Genomic DNA, 17,146 nt, shown 5'->3' with positions numbered 1-17,146 from the left:
TGATGCAATTCATCTTTGTTACTATACCATATTTTATCAGAAAATAAAACAAAATCTACTCAAACGATAGCATAAAACTCCCCCAGATATTTTATGTTGACAGGTATTTCTTCTATAATAGAATACTGTTGGTTTTCTTGACACTAAATATACACGCATGCTATAATTTTTGTTATGTTTGTATGTATTCGGGGATTATTGCCGAAGCATACCACTTTTTGAGGAGGAGATAAAATGAAGAAATTCTATGCATGGTATCAGAAGCACATCACCGGTGCGATTTTCATCGGCCTGCTTCTTGGTATCCTGACCGGACTATTTCTGGCAGACCGCTTTACCCCGGTTCTGACCGTAACCAGTCTTCTTGGTGGCATTTACATGAATGCCCTGAACATGATGATTTTTCCACTTGTATTTTGTTCCGTTGTTATGGGAATCTGCAGCATCGGAAATATCCGCACAACCGGAAAGATCACCGGTGCCGCTATGGTATTTTTCCTTTGCACAACAGCACTTGCAAGTCTTGCCGGACTGATCATTCCGCGACTGATTCATCTCGGTGAGGGTGTTTCCTTCGAGATGGCTACTTCCGATATTGCCGCTACTGATATGAGCAATATTCTGGAAACAGTCAAAAATCTGATCCCATCCAATCCAGTAAGTGCTTTTGCACAGGGAAATATGCTTCAGGTTCTTGTTTTTGCAGTAATCATCGGATTCACCCTGATCTCTGTCGGTGACAAGGGAAAAGCACTTCTGAATGTAATTGATTCACTCAACGAAGTATGCTTAAAAATCATCAGCACAATCATGTACTTTACACCAATCGGTGTTTTCTGTACGATCGTTCCTGTTGTCGAAGCAAACGGTACCGAGACGATCATCTCACTGGCAACTCAGCTGATCATCCTCTATCTTGCATTCTTCATCTTTGCATTTGTAGTGTACGGACTTGCTGTAAAAATAATCGGTAAAGAAAGCCCTGTCAAGTTTTTCAAAACCATTATGCCGGCTGCCCTGAATGCTTTCGGAACATGTTCCAGTTCTGCTACGATTCCGATCAGTAAACAGTGTATGGAAGAAGGTATGGGCGTTTCCAACAAAATCACCAGTATCGCTATTCCACTTGGTGCTACCGTAAACATGGATGCCGTATCCATCCTGATGTCCTTTATGATCATGTTCTTTGCCAACGCATGCGGAATCAACGTCAGCGTCTCCATGATGGTAATCGTACTTCTTGCAAACGTACTCCTCTCTGTCGGAACGCCAGGTGTACCTGGAGGTGCAATCGCATCTTTCGCAGCACTCGCAACTATGGCTGGACTTCCTGCCGGTGTTATGGGCGTTTACATCAGTATCAATACGCTCTGTGATATGGGTGCAACCTGTGTCAACGTTATCGGAGACCTTGCATGCTGTGTCGCATTAAAAGGTCGTCTGAAAATCGACGAGAAAAAATAATTACATATCTGCTTTGCAGTACAAAAAAGCTGGATGCTATCAACTCTGATTTTGATAGCACTCCAGCTTTTCTTTTATGCTTAAAATATCTTTCGTCTATTTCACGGAAATCACATAAGATTTGTCAAATATTTCTGTCGGTTTCAGCGTATTAATATTCGGTTTCTTTGACAATTCTTCATTATAGCCGGTATTGTCACAGCGTCCCATCCATGGTTCAAGGCATACAAATGGTGCTCCGATTGCAGACCAGATACCAAAGTTCGGAAAACCTTCACATGAAATTTCCACGTAAGGAGTACCGTCCGGTAAAACGATTCCGGCTTTTGTAATCTGTCCGTCATCAAAGATCAGTGCACCTTCATCAAACATATGCTCATCGATCAGACAGGTGCCGTTTTCCAAAGAAAGTGTATGCGGCTGATCCGGCATTGCCGTCGCATATTCCGGGTGCAGCAGGCAATAGGTAAGTTCTTTCTGTCCACTGAATGTCAGATGGTACTGGCTCTGCACCGTGTCCGGAAGAACCGGAACATTAAATGCCGGATGTGCACCGATTGTAAAATACATGATCTCCTGATCTTTATTTACAACTTTCCATGCCACCGTCAGATCGCGTCCGTTTAACGTATGGGTAATGTAAAGCTGAAATTCATACGGCCATGCTTTCTTCGTTGCATCTGTTGCTTCCAGTAAGTGTGTCACAGATGTTTCTGTTTCTTCAACACAGACAAATTCCATATCACGGGCAAATCCGTGCTGTCCGGATGTATAAGTCTCTCCTCCGATCAGGCAGGTGTCCTTATAAAAACGTCCTACATTCGGAAAAAGTACCGGCGCGTGGCGTTTCCAGTATTTCGGATCTGCATTCCAGAGAATCTCACGATTGTTTTTTTATCAAAGATTCCTAACAGTTCTGCCCCGTGGTCACTGATCATTACACGGAGTTCTTCGTTTTCAATTGTATGCAAAGTACAAAAAGCCTCCCTATGATTATTCTGCATTTATTATAACAGCTTTTTTCTGAGAAAGCCACCTGCACCTCCTCGATGTACAATGCAAAAAACCCACAAACTGTCACCTTACAGTTCATGGGCTTTTCTTTAGTCTTAAATTATATTTAGTTCTGTTCTGCGATATGTCTTGCTACGTAGATACCACTTGCAGATGCGTGGGACAGGGAATGGGTAACACCACTTCCGTCACCGATCACATACAGTCCTTTGTAGCAGCTCTCAAGATTATCGTCAATCTCAACTTCCATATTGTAGAATTTGACTTCGACACCATACAGCAGTGTATCGTCGTTGGCAGTTCCCGGAGCTACTTTGTCCAGTGCATAAATCATTTCAATGATACCATCCAGAATACGCTTCGGAAGTACAAGACTCAAGTCTCCAGGTGTTGCAGTAAGCGTTGGTGTGACAAGTCCCTCTTCCACACGTTTCACGGTACTTCTACGTCCACGTACAAGGTCACCGAAACGCTGTACAATGACACCACCGCCAAGCATGTTCGAAAGCCTTGCAATACTTTCACCGTATCCGTTACTGTCTTTGAACGGCTCAGAGAAATGTTTGGAAACAAGAAGGGCAAAGTTGGTATTCTCGGTCTTCTTCTCATCTCCCTCATAGCTGTGACCGTTTACGGTGATGATTCCGTTGGTGTTTTCATTTACAACGATTCCGTTCGGGTTCATACAGAATGTACGGACATTATCTTCGAATTTCTCTGTGCGGTAAACGATCTTACTCTCGTAAAGCTCATCTGTCAGATGTGAGAAAATAACTGCCGGAAGCTCTACGCGGACACCGAGGTCCACACGGTTGGATTTGGTAGGAATCTTAAGGTCCTTACAGACGTTTTCCATCCATTTACTTCCGCTTCTTCCAACAGAAACAATACATTTCTTACACTCGTAAGAGCCTTTTGCGCAGATCACACGGTATCCATCTTCGAAAACCTCCAGTTTTTCAACCGGTGTATCAAAATAGAAATCCACATGATCTTTCATTGCATTATACAGATTCTCCAGAACGATATAGTTGATATCTGTTCCGAGATGACGTACGGACGCATCCAGAAGATTCAGTTTGTTCTGCAGGCAGAGTTTTTTGAATTTGGTCCCAGCTGTAGAATAAAGCTTTGTTCCCTGTCCGCCGTATTCCATATTGATATCGTCTACATATTTCATCAGCTCAATAGCTTCGCTCTTGCCGATATGTTCATACAGTGTTCCGCCAAAGTCATTGGTGATATTATATTTTCCATCAGAGAATGCACCTGCGCCGCCGAAACCGCACATGATCGAGCATCTCTTACAGTTGATACAGTTTTTAATCTTTTTGCCGTCGATCGGACATTTTCTTTTTTCAAGAGAATATCCCTCTTCAAAAACAGCCACTTTGTAATCCGGTTTTTCCTTCATCAGCTCATATGCTGCAAAAATCCCTCCCGGGCCGGCACCAATAATGATTACATCATAGTTCATGCATCTTCCTCCTTGTGAGTATTGCTTCTTCCCATCTGTTTATATCCCTCATCCATTTGCAGCAGGACATCCCTGTTGCATAAAAAAAGCTGTCGCAGAAGGTATCATGACAATTCCTGTCACTTCCATTCATTACGGCAGTTGGAAAAATGTTCAACATATGTATTGTTAACCATAATCCTTATCTATATTACAGGATTCCTCATTCTTTGTCAAGCACTGTTTTTGTGTGAAAATCAGATGTTTTTCTGTAAAATACAAAAGCACTGCCATTTTCAGACAGTGTTTTGTATCAGTTCAAAAGAAAAATAGCAAAATTCAAATATCCTGCAAAGGTCAGCCACACCAGATATGGGATCATCAGGTATCCTGCCTTCTCCGAAAGATGATAAAAGGCTTTTGTACAGAGATATACCAGGTACCACAACAGCAACAGCCATGCAAACGAAAACAGATACCATCCCGCATTAAAGAAAAATACCGGCCACAGAAAGTTCACTGCAAGCTGTATTCCATACAGCGTCAATGCTTTTTTCTTCTCTTCCGATTCCGGCAGACGCGCGATCAGATAAGATGCTGTTCCCATCATTGCAAACAGTCCGGTCCACACTACCGGAAATACCCATCCCGGCGGAGCAAGCGGAGGCTGATTTAATTTTTCAAATGTATCCATGCTTCCCTGTGTCAGAAATCCGGAAACAGCCCCAACTCCAAGCGGCACTGCCAGACAGGTGAGCAGTGTTTTTGTTCTTTTCTTCAAAAAAATCCCTCCTGTTTTTCTCGACATTTCTAATGTCTATTTTATGAAAAACAGAAGGAATTATTCATTTTACACCTTTACATTTTATGTTTCTTTGCGTCAAAGAACGCTTTTGTTTCTTTTACTACGACTCCACTCAATGCAAACAGTGCGATCATATTCGGAATTGCCATCAGACCATTGAAGATATCTGCAATGGTCCATACAGCACTTACTGTCATGTAAGGTCCGCTAAATACTGCGAGAATATATAACCAACGGTATACAATGATTTTTTTCTGGTGTCCGTTTGTCAGATATTCCAGACAACGTTCACTGTAGTAATCCCATCCAAGGATGGTAGTAAATGCAAAGAATACAAGACAGAGCATCAATATAAATGCTGTGAATTTCGCCGGAAGCGGAAGTCCGTGCTGGAATGCATATGTAGTAACCTGTACGCCTTCAATACCTTCTACCTGCCATGCGCCTGTCAGGACAATAGACAGACCTGTCATTGTACAGATAATGATCGTATCAATAAAAGTACCTGTCATACTTACCAGACCCTGACGTACCGGCTCTTTTGTCTGAGCTGCTGCTGCTGCGATCGGTGCACTACCAAGACCTGCCTCATTGGAGAAAATTCCTCGTGCGACACCTTTCTGCATTGCCACGATCATGGATCCAACCACACCACCTGTCACTGCCCTCGGGTTAAACGCTGCTTTTACAACAGTTACGATTGCTGCCGGGATCTCCGTAATGTTGCAGATGATCAGAGCAACACTGAGCACAATATAGATTACTGCCATAAATGGTACAATGATCTGGCTGACTGTTGCAATTCGCTTCAGACCTCCGATCAGGATTGCTGCCACACAGAATGCAAGAATCAGAGAAGAAACAACAACAGCCACAGAATACTGTCCCAAAAACGGGATATTGATGCAGTTTGTTTTATTTGGATCAAAGAAGTTCTGTACCGCACTGGAAATACCATTTACCTGGCTGAAAGTACCGATACCAAAGAGACCAACACATACTCCAAAGAATGCAAAGATCTTTGCAAGCCATTTCCATTTGCTTCCCATACCTTTTTCGATATAGTAGAATGGTCCGCCAAGGCTGTGTCCGTCCTCGGCAACCACACGATATTTGACTGCCAAAAGACCTTCTGAATATTTGGTTGCCATTCCGAAGAAGGCTGCCACGATCATCCAGAACAATGCTCCCGGACCTCCGGCACAGACTGCTGTTGCCACGCCGACGATATTACCGGTACCGATCGTTGCACTCAGTGCTGTACATAAAGCTGCAAAACTGGAGATTTCTCCGTCTCCCTCTTCTTCATTCTTAAACATCCATTTCAGAGCCAACGGAAGACGACGCACCTGAAGGAACCCAAGTCTGCTGGTAAGAAGGACACCACCGGCTATGATCAATACCATAAGCGGCACTCCCCAGACTTTGTCATCCACTGCAACTAAGAAATTATTGATTGCTTCCCACATCTCAAAAAGTTCTCCTTACGTATGTATTTTTCAGCATCATAAACAAGGGAAATAATAAAAGAATCAATCTCTGATAAGAAAAGGATAAAAACACGAATCTGTGAAACTCAGACTATAAAAACAGAACTAATAAAAGAATAAACTTCCAGGATGTAATTATAAAAAAGCATCCTCTGTCCTTTTGCCTGAGAGATTCAAGACGCTTACGCGTCGCTTGCACCTTCGGCCCCTGTACTGAAACAGGTGTCTCCAGAGAAACGATCCATTTACAGTTTCTGTCCGATAACACGGATACCTGAGAGTTTTACTCCTTCGGTGGGCCCTGGCCTCTTTCCTGCAAACTTCTCCTCGTTATTGCTGTCACTGCGTTATACTATAGTGCTAAATCATTAAGATGTCAAGAGGGAAAATTTTTTCTTCCCTCTTGACATTTTTTGTTAATTAAATGTATTTTATTTCGGGCTGACAATCTTTCCTGCTACTGCACATGCTGCCGCAGTCTTCGGAGATGCCAGATAAATTTCCACTTTGGATGTTCCCATACGGCCGAGGAAATTACGGTTGTTTGTTGCCACAACGCGCTCTCCGTCTGTCAGGATACCGCCTGCTCGTCCGCAGCACAATCCACATCCCGGATGTGTGATCATCGCCCCTGCTTCAGCCAGAGTATCCAGAATACCAAGCTCGATTGCCTGTCTGTAGATCTTACGGCTTGCCGGTGTTACGATCAGTTTTACATAATCAGCAACTTTTTTGCCTTTCAGAACTTCCGCTGCTGCTGCAAGGTCTTCCAGACGTCCGTTTGTACAGGAGCCGATAAATACCTGATCGATCTCAGTTCCTTCCAGTGCGCTGACATCACGAATCTTATCTACCTGAGACGGGCATGCCAGAACCGGAACAAGATTTTCTGCACGATAGGTCACAGTTTTAAGATATGTGGCATCCTCATCTCCGACAAGGCTCTTCTGGAAATCGTTCAGCTCAATCTCGCAGTACTCTGCCGTTTTTTCATCCGGAGTAAAGAGCGCACATTTTGCACCTGCCTCGATTGCCATGTTGGCAATTGTCATGCGGCTTGCCACAGACATATTCTTCACTGCACTTCCTGTAAATTCCAGTGCACGATATGTAGCTCCGTCTGCACCGAGATCTCCGATCAGACGCAGGATCACATCTTTTGACATAACATTTTCCGGAAGTTCTCCGTCGATCACAACTTTGATCGTTTCCGGAACTTTGATCCACATAGTACCTGTTCCGAGGATACTTGCCATTTCGGTATAACCGATACCGGAAGAAAAAGCGCCGACACATCCGTAAGTAGTCGTATGGCTGTCTGTACCAAATACGATGTTGCCCGGTTTCACATAACCAGCCTCTGTCATTAACTGATGGCAGATTCCGTCACTTCTATGTACGTTTTTCATGCCATATTTTTCTGCAAAAGCATCTCCTGTGTGGAAATGCCTGGTATCATCAAGCTGGCTTGCCGGAACAAGGTGGTCATAGATCAGGACTACTTTGTCCGGATCCCATAATTTCTGAAATCCCATTTCTTCAAATTTCTCTGCAACAAACGGAATAAAAATATCGTGGATCATCACTCTGTCGACATTGACTGTGACGATATCACCCGGTTTTACGGCATGGCCTACATTGTTTCTGATAATCTTTTCAATAACTGTTTCGCCCATCTGATCTACCTCCTTAGTCCAGTCCGTTCAGTTTACGCATGGCTTTTACAAGTCCGCCCGCCTGAATGATGCTCATCAGGTTCTCCGGCAGGGAAGCGATCGGGTACTGTTTGTCATTGTAATCTACATGTTCATTCATCACAACAGTCACAGAATCTCCCTCTTTGACATCCTCATGAAGATCCGGCTGTTCGATCAGAAGAAGACCATTGTTAATAGAATTTCTGAAGAAAATTCTTGCAAAAGATTTCGCGATGACACACTGGATTCCAAGTGCCTTGATGATCTCCGGTGCCTGCTCTCTTGATGAACCGCAGCCGAAGTTTTTGCCCGCAACAATGATGTCGCCTTTCTGGATCTGACCAGCCAGTTCCGGGCGAAGCGGGCTGAATCCGTACTGTTTCATATCGTCGATTGTTTTGAGTGCCAGATACTCGGTCGGAATGATAATATCTGTATCGATGTCATCGCCAAGTACCCAGACTTTACCTGTAAACTTTTCCATAATCTATGTTCCCTCACTGAATATGTATTCGTTGTTTGTATTCTGCCTTTATATTTCTCAAATTTCAGACGGCAGCGCGATCTTTCCTGCGATTGCCGAAGCTGTAACGGTTGCTGCTGATCCGAGATATACTTTGGAGCTCGGATGTCCTGCACGTCCCTTGAAGTTACGTGTTCCGGTACTGATCAGAACTTCGTTTTCTCCGATCACTCCCTGACAGCTTCCCCAGCATACACTGCAGTTCGGGTTCATAACGATTGCACCGGCTTCCATAAAGATGTCAATCAGTCCTTCTTTTAATGCCTGACGGTAAATGGTCTGACTTGCCGGAACAACAAGGAAACGTACTTTATCTGATACTTTCTTTCCTTTGATGATCTCAGCCCCTACACGCAGATCTTCGATACGTCCATTGTTGCAGGAACCAAGGAATGCTTCGTTTATCTCGATGCCACATGTTTCTTCTGCCGGAACAACATTGTCTACAAAATCCGGTCTGGCAACTACCGGACGGACTTTACTGAGGTCAAATCTATATTCTCTTACATATTTCGCATCCTGATCGCTGTGGAATACAGCTTTTGGCTCACGTCCATGCTCTTTCAGATATTTCATTGCTTTCTCATCAGCTTCGAAGATACCGGTCTTTGCACCGGCTTCTACTGCCATGTTGCAAAGTGTCATACGGTCACTGATACTCAATGTCTTTGCACCTTCTCCGGTAAATTCCATTACCTGATAGTTACATCCGTTTGCCCCGACTTCGCCGATGATCGTAAGGATCAGGTCACGTGCGGTCACACCTTCCGGAAGTTCCCCTGTCAGATTGAATTTTACGGATTCCGGAACAAGTACCCATGAAGTACCTGTTACCATTCCGTAAAGGAAATCTGTGCATCCCACGCCGGTACCAAATGCACCGAGTGCACCGTAGGAACATGTATGGCTGTCTGCGCCAAAAATCAGTTCGCCCGGACGCACATAATTTTCAATCATGACCTGATGACATACGCCTTTACCTTCCCAGAAATCAATGTTGTTTGCTTTTGCAAAATCTCTCATTTTTTTCTGAGACGCTGCAGTCTTCGGGCAATCAGACGGTACGTTATGGTCTACGATAAATACAAGTTTCTTTGTATCTGCAATATGCGGATTTTTCAATTTATTGTTATACATATCAACAGTCAGATGTGTCGTTCCGTCGTTACTCATCAGGCGGTCAAGCTGTACGGTATGGATATCGCCCGGCTTTACGCTCTCTACTCCGGCTGCTGCTGCAATGATTTTTTCTGCGATTGTCATTCCCATGGTTATTTCTCCTCCTTGTTCAGTGAAGCGATCAGACCGCCCTGATTCAGAATTCCCTGCATATATTCCGGGAGTTTTGTACAGGTATAAGTCTTGCCGTTTGCAACTGCTGTTCCATCAGACATATGGAGTTCCATGGTATCTCCGGTTGCTACATTGTCCGGAAGATCTTTACAGACAATTGCCGGAAGTCCGATATTGATTGCATTTCTGAAGAAAATTCTTGCAAAAGATTTTGCAATGACAGCCTGTACACCAAGTGCTTTAAGGACGCCCGGTGCCTGCTCTCTGGACGAACCACAGCCGAAGTTTTCTCCGCCTACTACGAAATCTCCAGGTTTTACTTTTTTTGCAAAATCAGGATCTAATGATTCAAATGCATGACCTTTCATTTCATCCAGGTTCGGCAGAAGCAGATACTGGGATGCAATGATCTGGTCTGTATCAAGGTCATTATGAAATTTAAAAATTGTTCCCTTTTCCATAATAATAATTCCTTTCTATGTATAACTATTCAGTTTCTCTCTATTTTACCACAAAATACGTGAATAGAAAATGTATATTTAGATGACTTTATGCTGCAACCATTTCCGGCTGTGAAATCTCCATGTAAAAATAATTCCACGAAGTGTCCAGTCTGCAAACATACCGATCCAGACACCCATCGGTCCGAATCCCATAACTCTGATCAGAAATACACAGAGACAGAATCTACACGCCCACATCGTACAGCAGGAAACGATCATGGAAAATTTCACATCACCGGCAGCTCGAAGTCCATATCCAGGTATGAATGCCATGATCCAGACAAGCGGCTTTACAATTGTGATCCACATCACCATATGAAAACACATATCTGCACTTTCTTTTTCCATACCACCAAGGATTGTGATTGGTTTTGTCAGTGCAAATACGCCAAGACAGCTTATGATGATAATAACTTCTGCGATCACGCAGAGTTTTTTTATGTAATAGACTGCTTCGTCTTTTCTTCCGGCACCAAGGCACTGGCCGACGATCGTCATCAGACCAACTCCGACACCGATTGCCGCGATACCATTTAAATTCTCCAGAATATTTGTCATTGCCTGTGCTGCGATCGCCGCTGTCCCCAGCGTAGAAACTGTAGACTGGATTGCAAGTTTACCAAGCTGAAACATACTGTTTTCGACACCTGATGGAATGCCCAGCCCAAGGATACGTCTGATCATACTCCAGTCCGGACGGATTTTGAAATAATCACGTACAACAATCTCCTGACCTTCTCTTTCTTTTCGAAGCTGGATTATAACGACAACTGCACAAAAAATACGGGAAATCAATGTAGAAAGTGCCGCACCTGCGACTCCCATATGAAATACCCAGATCATCACTGCATTTCCTGCAATATTCATGACATTGGAAATCATCGAAATGATCATCGGTCCTTTTGTATTATCCTGTGCCCTGAAAATAGAAGCTGCTGAATCATAAGCTGCGATGAACGGGAACGACAGAGCTGTATAGAAGAAATATGTTTCCGAAGCACTCATGACCGCCGGTTCTACCGAGCCGAAAATCAGCCTCAGGAGTGGTTTCTGGAAAACAAGACAGATCAGACTTACCGCTACCGAAATAGCTGTTATGATAAACAACACCTGTCTTGCAGATTCGTTTGCTTTTTCTTTGTTTTTCTGTCCTATGTACTGTGCACAGACGATCGCACCGCCTGCAGCCAGTGCGGAAAATGCCTGAATGACAAGCACGTTGATTGAGTCAACCAGTGATACCGCTGAGATTGCCGCCGAACCGACATTACTTACCATCATGGTATCCGCAGTTCCCATGATGGAATTAAGCAGCTGTTCCAGCACGACCGGAATCAGAAGACTGCAAATCAGGCGATTAGAAAACATATGCTGTTGCTGTTCCATTTTCACTCAACTCCCCCATAATTCATTTCCAAACTTTACCGGCGGTCATGCCGACTTTGACATTATGTTCCTTTCCGCAGGATAATACAAGTTTTTATCAAAGAACATATTATGGGAGCAGTTCGTATGCAATACGCGGGCTTCCATCCGGGACATGTACGATGCCGCAGCTTACAAAACCGTATTTTTCCAATACGTGCTGCATTACTTTGTTGTCCGTATGTGTATCGATCCGAATATGCGGCACTTGTGCGCTGCAGTAATCCATGACATGACCAAGAACACCCTGCACTGTTCCGTCGCTGGCTACACGATGCACGGCAGCATAAGGTTCCTCTGACTTCCAGTTTCCTTCTTCTATCTCCAGATAGGTCGGATCTTCTCCTATAATAAAGGCGAATACTGCATGAATGTCCGCTTCCTCCAGTACATACAAATTTCCCTGACAGATATCTTCCTCAATCAGAGCTTCCGGTTCGTCACCTTTCCCCCACTGTGAATGGTTGCCATTTTTTCTCATAAACTGTCTTGCTATCTCGTAGATTTCCCGGATTCTCGGAAGATCCCGCTGTGTAGCTTTTCTTATTGTACAGGACATATATTTAACCTCGCTCTCTGTAAATTATAATAGTTACTGTCCACTCTGTTCGCAGCAACTTATAACACTCCCTGCTCCTGCATCTCTCTGGACACGGAAACATATTCTTTGCTGTTCTCAAGGATTCCAAGTTTTTCTTCCCAGGTAAGGTTTCGTTTGATCTTTGCAGGACTTCCCATCACAAGGGAACCGTCCGGTATCACAGTATTCTTCGTCACAAGACTTCCTGCTCCTATAATACAGTCATTTCCAATCTTTGCACCGTCAAGTATCACTGCCCCCATTCCAATCAGCGTTCTGTCCCCAATCGTACAGCCATGAATCACTGCATTATGTCCCACTGTAACATTATTTCCGATACAAACCGGCATGTTACGGCTCACATGAACTGTACAGTTCTCCTGAATGTTTGACTCCTCCCCAATCACAACCGGAGCTTCATCCCCACGGATCACAGCAAAATGAAGGACACAGCTGTCCCGCCCAATTGTCACATCTCCTGTGATCACCGACTGCTTTGCGGTTCTCGCATCTTCTGATATTTTTATACTTTTATAATTCATTGTATCTTCCTCTGATTTCTGCAATTTTGCCAGTATGATTTCAGTGTAGCAAGCCCTGCTTTTGTTGTCAATCGATGAACATGATCCGATACTGTCTATATATGTAGCTGAGTGTTTCGTCAAATGTTTCCGGCATGACCCATTCTGCCTGAGTTCGGTATTGCAGTTTCTTCCATTCGCCGGTAATATTCAGCTCATTTTTTCACTATATACAATACATCTAACAAGTGCCATACGGTTTTCTGCTCCGTATGGCACTTGTTTATAATTATTCTCTATTTTAATATGTAAAAAACGCAAGGATCATATACACCACGACCGACACAATACAATACAGTGAATTTGTCGTAGATACATATGCGCTTCCGTCTTCACGCTTAAGGAAAGTCTGCATACTAAACGTAGCCGGTGCGGACATATAGGTGATCACTGCCAGATCCAGTAATTTATTACTTCCGATAAAACTATGTACCGCCAGAAGGACACACACGATCATAACTGCCTGCAGCACAATACGCATCACGATTGTCCGAACACACGGTCTAAAAAGTTCCGGTGTCAGTTCCATGCTGAAACCTACTACGATCAGAATGATTGCTGTCAAAGCTGTAGTCAGAATACTCTCGACGCTTGTATAAATCCCGCCTGCCGGACTTGCAAGCAGAAGTTTGATCACGCCTGTCAATCCCGCAATGATTCCCAAAACACTTGCGATAAATGCCGGTGTTTTTACTGCGCTTACTGCAAGATTCTTTACATTGATCTTCTCGCCGTTCTCAGTCTGGCCAAGCATTCCCATATAAATACTGAATCCAAAAAGCAGTCCCGCAATATCAAGAACTGCAATCTGTGACAGGTTCTCCTGTCCGCAGAGACTTGTGTACAGAGGATATGCCATCGAGCCGCCCTCATACACACTGACCATAAATGGCAGATACTTACGGTAATTTTCTGTCATAAGCGGCTTCATAAGGAATCCGATGCCAAAAGATACAACCAACATGATGAACATGATCCCGACTAGCTTTGCCGTTTCTGCTCCATAATCCGATGTTGCCAGTGCATGAAAAATTGCCACCGGAAGCATGATGTTTGTAACCAGTGCTTTCATGTTGTCGATGCCGTTCTTGTTCAGCACTTTCCATTTCCGGCATAAAATACCAAGAATGATCATCACCAGTACCGGTGATATTATTTCCAGAACTTTCATCTTTTTCTTCTCCCCTAAATCAGCCGTCTTAAATATATTATGTATCAACGCAAACAAAATCACAAGATATTTTGTCTGCTTGTTTTTGTTTCCAGTACATAAAAAAGACCCAAAAGCTTATATCTGCTCTGAAACAGAGTGTTCATAAGACTTTACGGGCCTTTAATAGTTAAACAAAAAGATAAATCTGAGCTTTACAGATTATTTACCTGCAACCTGAGCTGCAACTTCTGCTGCAAAGTCATCCTGACGTTTTTCGATACCTTCGCCAGTTTCGAAACGAACGAAACCTTTGATTGTGATCTTAGCGCCGTTTACTTTAGCAACTTCTTCTACGTATTTAGCAACAGTCTGTTTTCCGTCTTCTGCTTTAACGTATACCTGGTCAAGAAGGCAGATCTCTTTGAGTTCTTTCTTGATACGTCCAGTGATCATACCCTGGATAACCTTCTCCGGTTTCTGGGATTCTTTCGGATCGTTCTGGATCTGAGCAAGAAGGATTTCTTTTTCATGCTCGATATATTCAGCACTTACTTCGCTGTCGCTTGTGTACTGCGGTTTCAGAGCTGCAATCTGCATTGCTACGTTTCTAGCCATTTCTTTCACTGCATCGTTAACAACATCTGTTTCAACGTCTACAAGAACGCCGATTTTTCCACCCATATGTGTGTAAGAAGCAACGAATCCGTTTTCTTCTTTCACCTGAGCAAATCTTCTGATGTGCATGTTCTCACCGATAACTGCGATCTGAGCTGCAAGAGCTTCGTTTACAGTCTTGGTTGTATCAAGCGCCCATGGCTCTGCAAGGAAAGCATCGATGTCAGCTGCGGAAGTTGTAAGTGCCTGTGCTGCAACATCTGCAACATAGCTCTGGAATTTTTCATTCTTAGCAACGAAGTCTGTCTCAGAGTTAACTTCTACAACAACTGCGTTCTTCTCATCATCAGCAACAAGAGTCTTGCAAAGACCTTCTGCTGCAACACGGCTTGCTTTTTTCTGAGCTGTAGCAAGACCTTTTTCACGCAGGAATTCTACTGCTTTGTCCATATCGCCATCTGTAGCTGTAAGAGCTTTCTTACAGTCCATCATTCCGGCACCGGTCATTTCTCTTAATTCTTTTACCTGAGCTGCTGTAATAGCCATTGTATTTTCCTCCTGGAATTATTAAATTAATTATTCCTCTGTAGCTTCTTCAACTTCTGCTTCTTCAGCTTCTGTTGTTCCCTGATTTGCTTCGATAACAGCGTCTGCCATTTTTGAAACGATCAGTTTTACGGCACGGATAGCATCATCGTTACCCGGGATTACATAATCCAGTTCTTCCGGATCACAGTTAGTATCGCAGATACCGATAAGCGGAATACCTAATGTATGAGCTTCCTGAACGCAGATTCTTTCTTTCTTAGGATCAACGATGAAGATTGCGTCCGGAAGACGTTTCATCTCTTTGATACCGCCAAGGTTTTTCTGCAGTTTAGCAAGTTCTTTTCTTAATTCAATAACTTCTTTCTTTGGAAGTACTTCGAAAGTTCCGTCAGCTTCCATAGCTTCGATCTGTTTCAGTCTTGCAATACGGCTCTGGATTGTCTTGAAGTTTGTAAGCATACCACCAAGCCATCTTTCGTTTACATAGAACTGTCCGCAACGCTCTGCTTCTGCTTTGATAGCATCCTGAGCCTGTTTCTTAGTTCCAACGAAAAGAATGTTTCCGCCGTTAGCTACGATATCAGCTACTGCATTGTAAGCATCGTCTACCATACCTACAGACTGCTGAAGGTCGATGATGTAGATACCGTTTCTTTCTGTGTAGATGTACGGAGCCATTTTAGGGTTCCATCTTCTTGTCTGATGTCCGAAATGAACACCTGCTTCCAAAAGCTGTTTCATTGAAATAACGCTCATGTTTGTTCTCCTTTTTGGTTAAATTCTTCCGTACAGATCATTTTCTATCCGGACCCAACCTCACACCGTAAGGGCACCATCCATCGGAATCTCTGTACGTGACTTTTTATTTGTGCGTCAGTGCGCACATTGCAACTTCTAGAGTATAGCATAGGAAAACCCTCCGTGTAAAGAGGGTTTTCGCAGTTTTCGGTATATTTTTGCTGGATTTTACCATGTTCACGCACGATGCCGTTCACATATTGCCTCGCAGACCAGAGCAACGGTCTGACGAACTAATCGGTAACTCCGACCATGCATTCTTTCAGGACAACCTTCAAGAATGGGTCTCCGTAACAGCTGTATTTCGTCAGTACCTAAAGGCGCTCTGTAAATGTCTGCTACGACAATACTGTAACTACATCATACTGATACCGGCAAAATGCAATTAAAAACACAGCAAACATATTTAGTGGCGATAACGCTATCCCTTCAACCGTAAAAGTTCTTTCTCAGTCAGAGGACGGCACTCACCCTTCTTGAGATTGTCGGGGAGGGTAAGCGGACCCATGGAGATTCTCTTGAGGTAGATGACTGGTTTTCCGACTGCTGCCATCATCCTCTTGACCTGATGAAACTTGCCTTCGTGAATTGTCAGATGCAATTCTGTATACACTTCCGGCAGATTTTCTATGCGCACACGACCTGGTTGCAAATCACCGGCCCCTTCCCAGCTTCCACCGACGATCTCCGCTCTGGCTGGCATGGTCAGTTTCTCTTCTCCGATATCCACACCATTCTCCAGTTTCTCGATGTTTTCCACCGTAAGCTTTCCCTCCACGCGGACAAAATATGTTTTATCCACATGTTTTCCCGGTGCAAGAAGCTCATGTGCTAGCATCCCGTCATCTGTAATAAGAAGTAAGCCTTCTGTATCTTTGTCCAGACGTCCTACAGGAAACAGCCCTTTGCGGTCAGATGGAACATATTCCATAACTGTCCGATCGTTACGGTCCTCCGTCGCACTGACGCAGCCGGCCGGTTTGTTCAGAAGATAATAGACAAATTCCGGTGCCGCACACACCGTTTCCCCTGAAAGCACAACCACATCATTCTCCGGATCGACTTTAATCTCCGGTTTCTTCGCCGGTACACCGTTCACCTGAACCTGCCCTTTCTGTATGAATTTTTTCACTTCACTTCTGGTCCCCTTTCCCGCATCTGCGAGAAACTTATCCAGCCTCACTGCCTTTGCCATATATA

Annotated in this window: 17 protein-coding genes and 2 riboswitches; of the genes, 1 reads left to right on the top strand and 16 read right to left on the bottom strand. The window is 43.8% G+C overall.

The genetic code is table 11. The features are described 5' to 3' along the window. The first annotated feature begins 234 nt into the window (after positions 1–234). Positions 235–1,464, top strand: coding sequence for a dicarboxylate/amino acid:cation symporter (locus tag BQ7344_RS15530; protein ID WP_072523254.1), 1,230 nt, complete (start codon positions 235–237; stop codon positions 1,462–1,464). Positions 1,465–1,560: 96 nt separating this feature from the next. Here the strand turns inward: BQ7344_RS15530 and BQ7344_RS15525 are convergent, their stop codons facing one another. The 16 genes from BQ7344_RS15525 to BQ7344_RS15455 all read right to left on the bottom strand — a co-directional run bounded on the left by BQ7344_RS15525 (position 1,561) and on the right by BQ7344_RS15455 (position 17,141). Further along, a complete protein-coding gene (locus BQ7344_RS15525) occupies positions 1,561–2,343 on the bottom strand; it encodes an aldose 1-epimerase family protein (protein WP_330392909.1) in 783 nt (260 codons plus the stop codon). Next, on the bottom strand, positions 2,280–2,435 hold the full coding sequence (locus BQ7344_RS16750) for a hypothetical protein (protein WP_330392894.1): 156 nt from the start codon (positions 2,433–2,435) through the stop codon (positions 2,280–2,282). The genes BQ7344_RS15525 and BQ7344_RS16750 overlap by 64 nt, the downstream gene beginning before the upstream one ends. A 149-nt stretch (positions 2,436–2,584) precedes the next feature. Beyond that, a complete protein-coding gene (locus BQ7344_RS15520; RefSeq protein WP_072523253.1) occupies positions 2,585–3,955 on the bottom strand; it encodes an NAD(P)/FAD-dependent oxidoreductase in 1,371 nt (456 codons plus the stop codon). A gap of 292 nt (positions 3,956–4,247) precedes the next feature. Next, positions 4,248–4,715: a TspO/MBR family protein gene (locus tag BQ7344_RS15515; protein ID WP_208893080.1), complete on the bottom strand. Its 468-nt coding sequence runs from the start codon at positions 4,713–4,715 to the stop codon at positions 4,248–4,250. A 77-nt stretch (positions 4,716–4,792) separates the two neighbouring features. Further along, complete coding sequence (locus tag BQ7344_RS15510; RefSeq protein ID WP_072523252.1) at positions 4,793–6,208, bottom strand: alanine/glycine:cation symporter family protein; 1,416 nt, start codon at positions 6,206–6,208, stop codon at positions 4,793–4,795. A gap of 163 nt (positions 6,209–6,371) precedes the next feature. Further along, positions 6,372–6,471: riboswitch (glycine riboswitch) on the bottom strand. Between the two features lie 2 nt (positions 6,472–6,473). Continuing rightward, positions 6,474–6,556: riboswitch (glycine riboswitch) on the bottom strand. A gap of 104 nt (positions 6,557–6,660) precedes the next feature. Then, complete coding sequence (locus tag BQ7344_RS15505) at positions 6,661–7,905, bottom strand: 3-isopropylmalate dehydratase large subunit (protein ID WP_072523251.1); 1,245 nt, start codon at positions 7,903–7,905, stop codon at positions 6,661–6,663. A 13-nt stretch (positions 7,906–7,918) separates the two neighbouring features. Then, positions 7,919–8,410 carry a LeuD/DmdB family oxidoreductase small subunit gene (locus tag BQ7344_RS15500; RefSeq protein ID WP_072523250.1) on the bottom strand — a complete coding sequence of 164 codons (492 nt, stop codon included), beginning with the start codon at positions 8,408–8,410 and terminating at the stop codon, positions 7,919–7,921. Positions 8,411–8,467: 57 nt separating this feature from the next. After that, complete coding sequence (locus BQ7344_RS15495; protein WP_072523249.1) at positions 8,468–9,718, bottom strand: 3-isopropylmalate dehydratase large subunit; 1,251 nt, start codon at positions 9,716–9,718, stop codon at positions 8,468–8,470. Between the two features lie 2 nt (positions 9,719–9,720). Further along, positions 9,721–10,203 (bottom strand): LeuD/DmdB family oxidoreductase small subunit, encoded by a 483-nt coding sequence (locus tag BQ7344_RS15490; protein ID WP_072523248.1) that lies wholly within the window; start codon positions 10,201–10,203, stop codon positions 9,721–9,723. A gap of 78 nt (positions 10,204–10,281) precedes the next feature. After that, positions 10,282–11,631: an MATE family efflux transporter gene (locus tag BQ7344_RS15485; protein ID WP_072523247.1), complete on the bottom strand. Its 1,350-nt coding sequence runs from the start codon at positions 11,629–11,631 to the stop codon at positions 10,282–10,284. A gap of 109 nt (positions 11,632–11,740) precedes the next feature. Beyond that, positions 11,741–12,229, bottom strand: coding sequence for a GNAT family N-acetyltransferase (locus BQ7344_RS15480; RefSeq protein ID WP_072523246.1), 489 nt, complete (start codon positions 12,227–12,229; stop codon positions 11,741–11,743). 59 nt (positions 12,230–12,288) lie between these two features. Then, positions 12,289–12,792 (bottom strand): gamma carbonic anhydrase family protein, encoded by a 504-nt coding sequence (locus BQ7344_RS15475; protein WP_072523488.1) that lies wholly within the window; start codon positions 12,790–12,792, stop codon positions 12,289–12,291. A 280-nt stretch (positions 12,793–13,072) separates the two neighbouring features. Further along, entirely contained in the window at positions 13,073–14,002 is a 930-nt protein-coding gene (locus BQ7344_RS15470) for an AEC family transporter (protein ID WP_072523245.1), read from the bottom strand. Between the two features lie 201 nt (positions 14,003–14,203). Further along, entirely contained in the window at positions 14,204–15,145 is a 942-nt protein-coding gene (tsf, locus tag BQ7344_RS15465; RefSeq protein ID WP_072523244.1) for a translation elongation factor Ts, read from the bottom strand. Between the two features lie 30 nt (positions 15,146–15,175). Beyond that, positions 15,176–15,904: a 30S ribosomal protein S2 gene (gene rpsB, locus BQ7344_RS15460; protein WP_015541316.1), complete on the bottom strand. Its 729-nt coding sequence runs from the start codon at positions 15,902–15,904 to the stop codon at positions 15,176–15,178. A gap of 463 nt (positions 15,905–16,367) precedes the next feature. Beyond that, positions 16,368–17,141, bottom strand: coding sequence for a pseudouridine synthase (locus BQ7344_RS15455; protein WP_072523243.1), 774 nt, complete (start codon positions 17,139–17,141; stop codon positions 16,368–16,370). Between the last annotated feature and the right edge of the window lie 5 nt (positions 17,142–17,146).

Origin of the sequence: Blautia sp. Marseille-P3087 (assembly GCF_900120195.1) — a bacterium.
GTDB lineage: Bacteria > Bacillota > Clostridia > Lachnospirales > Lachnospiraceae > Blautia_A.
Note: the sequence above shows the minus strand (reverse complement) of the source record. Positions and strands in the feature narration are given on the sequence as shown.